We start from the raw sequence: 7,524 nt of genomic DNA, 5'->3' as shown, positions 1-7,524 counted from the left end.
CAGCCCGTCAAAGGCCGGCCACCTCTGTAAGGCCATCGCCGTCCTTCAGAACCATCGCGCTGCCCAAGCCGCGTGAGCCTGAAATAGGTTCACTGTTACGACGCGCAGGCACCGTTCGCCGCCTCGCCCATGCGCAGCGTGGCCCGCGCCGACGCCGCCCAGATCACCGGCACCGGCCCGTTCACCACACCCACCACCGCGAGCTGAAGGACACCACCGTGAGCGAGCTGGTCACCACCCGCATCCGCGCCACCGCCACCAAACTCGGCCTGCCCCACCTGGCCGACGCCCTATCCGCGCACCTGTCGCGAGCCGACGCCGCGCAGATGGGCTACCTGCCCGCCCTCGACCATCAAGGAAGCGCCCAAGGGCCGCCTGCCAGGATAAGACACCTCTTGCTGAGAGCGAGCCCTCATCGGTGTCGCCATCGTCTGTTCCTCCTGCGAAGACCCGGGCGCGCGGCCGGACTGCTGGAGCTTTGGCGCAGCGTACGGCAGGCGGGGCAGACCGTAGCATGAGCGAAGTGGCCGATATCGGCTATTCACAAGCTGTCAGAGCGTGACGTCGCCGACACGAACCCCGGATGGAACCCTTCTTCCGAGCACGGATAAATACAGTCGTGACATCCACCCCACACCAGAATCCGACCCTGCACGGTCCGCCGGCCTACTTTCTGGCGGACGATTCAGGACCGCCCGGACTACCTGATCCGGCAATATCGCAGGTCCCCGACTCGACGATCATCAAGGCATCGCTGAACGAGCCGGAGCGCTTCGCCGAGCTGTTCGAACGGCACGCCGCCGTCCTGCACCGCTACGCCGTACGACGCCTCGGTCCCGACCAGGCGGAGGACGTGGTGGCCGAGACGTTCGCCAGGGCCTTCGAGAAGCGGCACAAGTACGCCCTGGATCGCCCGGACGCCCTGCCCTGGCTGTACGGCATCACCACGAACATCATCGGCACCCACCGAAGGGCGGAGACCCGCGGATACCGGGTCCTCGCCGCGACCGGGGAAGACCCCGTGGCGGTGGCCTTCGACGAGCGGGTGGTCGCCCGGGTCTCCGCCTCGGAGACCCGGAAATCGCTGGCGGCCGCGCTGGCCGAGCTGGGCAAGGGCCAGCGCGACGTCCTGCTGCTGATCTCCTGGGGCGACCTCAGCTACGAGGAGACGGCGCAGGCGCTGAACGTGCCCGTCGGCACCGTGCGGTCCCGGCTGTCCCGCGCCCGCCACAAGATTGTCCGAGCCCTGGGCGGCAGCAACCCCACCGACATGATCGAGGAGACCCGATGAACGACTTGGACCTGGTCCGCGACATGCGGTCAGAGGTGCGGCACAGCGAAGCGAGCGACCTGCCGCGCGCCCGGCGGCGGATGCTGGCCGCGATGGCCCCTGAGCCGCAGGCCCGCCGCGTTCGGCGCACGGTGCTGCGTGCGGCCACCGCGGGCGTACTCGGCATCGCGATCACGACGGGCGTCATCGTGACGCAGAGCCTCGGTACGGAAGACCGAGGGAAGGAAGTCGCCGGCCAGGCATGGCAGCCGGTGGCGAACGCGGAGACCCTGGCCAAGCGGGCGACGGCGGCCGCGGCCAATCAGCCGGACGTCTACCCGCGAGCCGACCAGTGGGTCTACGTCAAATGGGACAACTACGCCACAACCAAGCTGGCGCCATTGGACGGCGGAGGCAGGCGGACCACCGAGATGTGGACTCGGGGAGACGGCAAGGAGAGAGCCAGGCGGACCGAAGGCAGCGAGAAGATCGAGCGGCGGCGCGGAGGGGAGGATCCCCGCCTGCGGTTCGACCCGGCCTATCTGCGCTCGCTCCCGCTGGAGCCGCCCGCTCTGCTTGAACGCCTCAAGCAGGACACGAAGGTGATCCCGCTGCCCGAAGAGCGGGCGGTATCGCGACAGATTCTGAGCATCCTGCAGGAAGGCGCTCCGGCGCCGCGCCTGCGAGCCGCTCTCTACACCGTCCTGTCACAGACGGGCGAGGTCGGCGTGGAGAAGGTGCGCGACCTGCTGGACAGGGAGGGCCTGGCGATCTACACGCAGGGCGATGACGGAGACTACATCCGTCAGGAAGTCATCATCGACCCGACCACCTTCGACCTGCTCGGGGCGCGCCGCGTGTACGTCGGCGGGGCCAAGACGCCCACCACCTACAGCCGGCTGCCCGTGGGCGAGGTGGTCACCTCGACGGCACGGGTGTCCGCCGGCATCGTCGACAACGCGGGGGACGTACCGTCACCGACCCCGGCCGCCTCGTAGCCGGTCAAGTGGTCTAGCGATCTTTGGTCGCGGATTTCTGTGGGTTTGTGTCAAGTTTCACGACCCCCGAGGAAGTCGAGCCTGGGCGGCGTAGTCGTCGACGTGCGGGGTGATGGTCTTGAGCGCTGCCCGGAGTTCGGGCGGCGCTTGAGGTTGATCGGCCGTGGCGAGCGGGACGAGTGACCGGGTGTAGATCTTGGGTGTAGAAGACGGCGACGCGCACCTGTGGGTGCCGAATATCGTGTCACAGGGTTTGCTGTCCCATCACGAGCAGAACGTACGTGGCGCCGATCGTGCCGAACGGAACATGCTGCGCGCGGTGACCGGCGGCGTCGACGAGCTCGACCGCCCGCAGCTTCCGTGGACTGCATTGTCACCAGCCCGCCGTACTGGGGGCTGCGGCACTACTGCGACGGTCAGTACGGCCAGGAACCTACGATCTGGGCGTACGTGGACACCCTGCGGGACACCTTCGCGGAGGCTCGCAGGGTCCTGGCGGACGACGGCACCTGCTGGCTCAACCTGGGTGACGTCTACGCCGCCAACTCCGACGGCTGCGCCCGCGGAGTCGACTACCACCACCGCCAGCCGCTCGTACGCCCCAAGGCCCGCCAGTCGGTGCCGCCGAAGAACCTGCTCGGCATGCCTTGGCGGGTGGCTTTCGCGCTACAGGACGACGGCTGGATCCTGCGCAACGCGATCGTCTGGCACAAGCCGAACGCGATGCCGCAGTCCGTCCGAGACAGGCTGTCCAACCGCTACGAGCTGATCTTCCTGTTGGTCAAAGAGCGGCACTACCGGTTCGACCTGGACCCGATCCGGGAGCCGTACACCGGGGACCGCCCGATCAGCAGGAGGAGTCGTTCGGGCGGCAACAAGCCGAACAGCATTGCCACCGCCTGGCCGCCACCCGGCAAGTACGGCGACGTGGCAGGCCCCCGCTACGGGGCGGCAATGTGTCCCACAGGTAGACGGCATGCCGCCGCTCACCCGGACGGCAAGAACCCTGGAGACGTCTGGTCGATCTCTACCCGCCCACTACGGGCGGCGCACTTCGCGGCCTTCCCGATCGACATCCCGCTCAGGGCCATTGCCGCCGGCTGCCGCCCAGGCGGCAAGGTCTGGACCCGTTCATGGGCAGCGGCACGACCGGCATTGCCGCCCGGCAACTCGGCCGCACCTTCTCCGGCATCGAACTCAACGTTGCCTACTGCGACCTGGCACCCATGCGTCTCCTCGGGGCAGGGGGCCAGGGTGTCTGACCAGATACAAAGGGCCTGCTCAGGGCCTCTGGCAACCGGTTCAGAGGCGTACCCTGCAGGGCCCACAGGCGGGCACCGACACCGGCAGGAACTGCGGGTGGAGGTTCCGGAGACAGGCCCGTCCCTGAGCGCAGGAGCGGCTCGTGTGCTCCTGCGGATTCTCCTGGCAGGTAACGACACGCTGACAGGAACGTCAGCAGGAAGCGAGGAAGACTGAATGATCCCGTTCGCCTTCTGGGGGCGAGTGTCCACCGAGGACAATCAGGACCCAACATCATCCAGGAACTGGCAACTGTCACGGTCGCGAGCCCTGATCGAGCCTCGTGGCGGTGTGATCGTCGCGGAGTTCTTCGACATCGACAAGTCACGATCGATCCCGCCGCAGCGGAGACCTGAGGCAGCGGCGCTGCTCGACGAGCTTCGCGACCCCAACCGGGGGTTCGACGCCGTCGTGGTCGGTGAGCCTCAACGGGCCTTCTACGGCAACCAGTTCGGCAACACCTTCGAGCTCTTCAATCACTACGGGGGTGCCTCTGTGGGTGCCCGAGGTCGGTGGGGCGATAGATCCCACCAACGAAGCTCACGAGCTGATCATGCTGATGTTCGGCGGCATCAGTAAGGGTGAGCGCAACCGCATAAAATGCGCGTCCGCACCACCATGGAGGCGCAGGCCAAGATCGAGGGCCGATTTCTGGGCGGGCGTCCGCCGTACGGCTACCGATTGGCAGATGCGGGACCTCATCCCAACCCGAGCAAGGCAGCCGATGGCAAACGGCTCCACCGTCTGGAGCCCGACCCACTGACGGCTTCCAACGTGACACGGATCTTCGAAGAGTTCGTTCGGGGGCAAGGTCTCTACCTGATCGCCGAAGGGTTGACCAGGGATGGGATGCCTTGCCCGTCCGCCTACGACAGAGCTCGCAATCGACACCGCTCGGGTATCGCTTGGTCGAAGTCCGCCGTTCGAGCGATCCTCCTCAACGCGCGCTACACGGGTCGCCAGGTCTGGAACAAGCAGCGCAAGCAGGAGGAACTTCTCGACGTCAACGACGTCACCCAGGGGCACGTGACCAAGTTGAAGTGGAATTCCGAAGAGCAGTGGGTCTGGTCGGAGGCGATCGTCCACGAGCCGCTCATCGATGCCGAGACGTTCGAGAAGGCGCAGGCGCTGCTGTCGGCCAAAGGGCGGCCGGCAACCCAGCGCAAGCCCCGCAGGACGCCGCGCCCGTACGTCCTGCGGCATCTGATCCACTGCGGAGTGTGCGAGCGGCGGATGGAAGGCACCTGGAACAACGACCGGGCCAACTATCGGTGCAAGTTCCCCGTCGAGTATGCCTTGGCGAACAAGATCGAGCACCCACGCACCGTCTACGTCCGCGAGGACCACATCGTCGCGGAGCTGGATCCGTGGCTCGGTCGGATCTTCGCCCCGGCCGCCCTGAGAGAGACCGTCCAGGCTCTCCTGGACGCTCAGAGCAACGAGATGGACCTCATCGTCATCGAAGCCGCCCGAAAGGCGATCGCCGACTGCGATCAGCGGATGACCCGCTACAGGGCGACCCTCGACGCGGGAGGCGATCCGCAGGAGGTCGGCAGGTGGATGGCCGAAACCCGAGCCGAACGCATGCAGGCCGAAGGACGCCTGCGGGCGATCAACAGGAAGCGTGAGATCACAGAGAAGGAGCTCAAAGAGATGGTTCCGGCGATGGCCGAGTTCCCCAAGATCCTCAGGAAGGCCGATCCGGTCGATAGGAACGACCTCTACAAACAAATGGGCCTCCACCTCGTCTATGACCCCTCGAAGAGGGTTGTCACAGTCGAAGCGAGGCCCAGCGTGTACCAAAGTGCGTGTCCGAGGCCGGACATACTCGATACGTACATGCCCTTCAGCGCCTCCACCACGCTCGTTCTCCCAGGTCGGGAGGGCTAAACAGCGATGGAGCCAAATATGGGGGCCGTGCGCCGCATCCGGCGTACGACGATCACGGGGGTTCTCCTTCTCGCGGGCATCGCGGCGGTCGTGTCGTTCCGGCACATGCACGAGCTGTGTCTGCGGCACGGTGAGGATCACCTGGCAGCGGTGCTCATCCCGCTCGCGGTGGACGGCGCGATCGTCGTCGCCTCGATGTCCATCCTCCTGGCCAACCGGTACGGTTCGCGTGGCGGTGCTCTGGCATGGATCATGTTGATGATCGGCAGTCTGGCCAGCCTCGGGGCGAACATCGCTGTAGCCGAACCGAGCCTGATCGGACGCATCATCGCGGCTTGGCCGAGTGCCGCCTTGATCGGCAGCTACGAGCTGCTGATGTCTCAAATCCGCCAAGCTTCTGCCGAGGAGCCTGCTGTTGAGCAGGTCGATACGGCGGAGTTGAAGGAATCGGTTCATGAGAATGACCACGATTCCTCAGGGGCGGCGAATCCTGAAAGCTGCGGAGCAGGAGATCTACGCCGAACGGCCTGGCAGTGGGCCTTGGCGCATCGCCTGCCCGATGGGACTCTTCCATCGGGCAGGGTCATCGCTGAGCAGTTCGCGCGGAGTGCTCGATGGGGCCGCTGGATCAAGCGGATAGGCCTCGAGGAAAAGCTTGCGGACCACGATCAATCCACTCTCGTATGACTGATGAGGCACCAAGAGACACGACTCTCGGGATCTGAGGTGCCCAGCAGATTCCGGACAGGCGGCTACACAAGCTGACAGAAGTCTGGAAAAGGTAGGTACGTGACGAGACGTCTGGATGGGTGGATCGTGGCTCGGATGGGTCGGCCGGGAATGTCGGATGCGATGAAAGAGGATTTGTGGCGGCGGTGGCGCGCTGGTGACTCCATCAGCGTGATCTCCCGGGCACTGGGCAAGCCTCCGGGGTCGGCTTTCACGGTGCTGAAGCATCATGGCGGCATCGCGCCGGTCGAGCGGGTGCGCCGGGCCGACCGGTTGAGCGCCGAGGAGCGGGAATCGATCTCTCGCGGCCTTGAGGCTGGAGCCTCACTACGTTCGATCGCCGTGTCGATCGGCCGCCCGGCATCCACAGTGAGCCGGGAGGTCGCCCGCAACGGCGGTCGGGGGAAGTACCGTGCGCTCGCCGCCGAGCAACGCGCTCAAGGCCAGGCACGTCGCCCGGAACCGTCCGCCCTACAGAACAACCCGGTATTGCGCCAGCTGGTGATCGAACTACTCGACAACGAGTGGCCCCCGGAACAGATCGTGGGACATCTGCGGCTGATGCACGCCGGCAACCTGCTCATGCGGATCAGCCACGAAAGCATCTACCGCGCGATCTACACGACCCGCTGGAAGCTGATCCCGCGTGAGCTGTGCATAAAGCTGCGCACCCACCGTCCCATCTGCAAGAACAAGAAGAACACGATCAAGGGCCAGTGGCGTTCCCAGATCGCCGGGGCACGGCCGATCGAGGAACGGCCTGAGGCAGCCAACGCCCGAACCGAGCTCGGCCACCTCGAAGGCGATCTCATCGTCGGAGCCAAGAACAGCCAGGTCGCGACGCTGGTCGACCGCAAGTCCCGCTACCTGACCATGGTCGCGTTACCCAGCCGTCACACCACGACGGTCATCCTTGCCCTGCAGCAGGCGTTCTCACGGATGGATGCTCGCCTGCGCAGCACTTTGACCTGGGATCGCGGTATGGAACTCGCCGGTCACCGGCTGCTGACCGAAGCGACCGGCGTCGACGTCTTCTTCGCGGCACCGCGCAGCCCGTGGCAGCGGGGCACGAACGAGAACACGAACAAACTGATCCGGCAGTACTTACCGAAAGGCATCGATCTGAGCCTGTACGACCAAGCCGACCTCGATGCCCTGGCCGCCCGACTGAACAACCGCCCCCGCAAGTGCCTCGGCTACCGAACCCCGGCCCAATGTGGTTGCCTTGACTCTTTGAATCTAAGAGCCTGCTGACAAAGGGATTTGGTGTCCGGGCTCGGGTCTGAAGAGTGCCGGGGTGTGGTCATGATTGGGCTGTTGACCGGTGAACAGGAG

The 7,524-nt window shown here is 65.8% G+C and carries 7 protein-coding genes and 1 pseudogene; all 8 read left to right on the top strand.

Translation table 11 applies throughout. The annotated features are described in order from the left end of the window. The first annotated feature begins 218 nt into the window (after nt 1-218). The 8 genes and pseudogenes from AB0I81_RS63680 to AB0I81_RS63645 all read left to right on the top strand — a co-directional run bounded on the left by AB0I81_RS63680 (nt 219) and on the right by AB0I81_RS63645 (nt 7,443). Complete coding sequence (locus AB0I81_RS63680; RefSeq protein ID WP_360680584.1) at nt 219-518, top strand: hypothetical protein; 300 nt, start codon at nt 219-221, stop codon at nt 516-518. Nucleotides 519-619: 101 nt separating this feature from the next. Beyond that, a complete protein-coding gene (locus AB0I81_RS63675) occupies nt 620-1,291 on the top strand; it encodes an RNA polymerase sigma factor (RefSeq protein WP_360680581.1) in 672 nt (223 codons plus the stop codon). Continuing rightward, nucleotides 1,288-2,268 carry a CU044_5270 family protein gene (locus tag AB0I81_RS63670; protein WP_360680578.1) on the top strand — a complete coding sequence of 327 codons (981 nt, stop codon included), beginning with the start codon at nt 1,288-1,290 and terminating at the stop codon, nt 2,266-2,268. The genes AB0I81_RS63675 and AB0I81_RS63670 overlap by 4 nt, the downstream gene beginning before the upstream one ends. 225 nt (nt 2,269-2,493) lie before the next feature. Then, nucleotides 2,494-3,530 (top strand): annotated as a pseudogene (locus AB0I81_RS63665) (site-specific DNA-methyltransferase). A 217-nt stretch (nt 3,531-3,747) separates the two neighbouring features. Continuing rightward, nucleotides 3,748-4,149: a hypothetical protein gene (locus AB0I81_RS63660; RefSeq protein WP_360680576.1), complete on the top strand. Its 402-nt coding sequence runs from the start codon at nt 3,748-3,750 to the stop codon at nt 4,147-4,149. Between the two features lie 21 nt (nt 4,150-4,170). Then, complete coding sequence (locus AB0I81_RS63655) at nt 4,171-5,460, top strand: recombinase family protein (protein WP_360680573.1); 1,290 nt, start codon at nt 4,171-4,173, stop codon at nt 5,458-5,460. Nucleotides 5,461-5,478: 18 nt separating this feature from the next. Further along, a complete protein-coding gene (locus tag AB0I81_RS63650; protein WP_360680570.1) occupies nt 5,479-6,147 on the top strand; it encodes a DUF2637 domain-containing protein in 669 nt (222 codons plus the stop codon). Nucleotides 6,148-6,249: 102 nt separating this feature from the next. Next, nucleotides 6,250-7,443 carry an IS30 family transposase gene (locus tag AB0I81_RS63645; RefSeq protein WP_360680568.1) on the top strand — a complete coding sequence of 398 codons (1,194 nt, stop codon included), beginning with the start codon at nt 6,250-6,252 and terminating at the stop codon, nt 7,441-7,443. Nucleotides 7,444-7,524 lie beyond the last annotated feature (81 nt).

It is taken from the genome of Nonomuraea sp. NPDC050404 (genome assembly GCF_040655495.1).
Taxonomy (GTDB): domain Bacteria; phylum Actinomycetota; class Actinomycetes; order Streptosporangiales; family Streptosporangiaceae; genus Nonomuraea.
Note: the sequence above shows the minus strand (reverse complement) of the source record. Positions and strands in the feature narration are given on the sequence as shown.

Coding starts and splice junctions, on each gene's coding strand:
- AB0I81_RS63670 (WP_360680578.1), top strand. CDS start 1,288: ATGAACGACTTGGACCTGGTCCGCGACATGCGGTCAGAGGTGCGGCAC.
- AB0I81_RS63655 (WP_360680573.1), top strand. CDS start 4,171: ATGCGCGTCCGCACCACCATGGAGGCGCAGGCCAAGATCGAGGGCCGA.
- AB0I81_RS63650 (WP_360680570.1), top strand. CDS start 5,479: ATGGGGGCCGTGCGCCGCATCCGGCGTACGACGATCACGGGGGTTCTC.
- AB0I81_RS63660 (WP_360680576.1), top strand. CDS start 3,748: ATGATCCCGTTCGCCTTCTGGGGGCGAGTGTCCACCGAGGACAATCAG.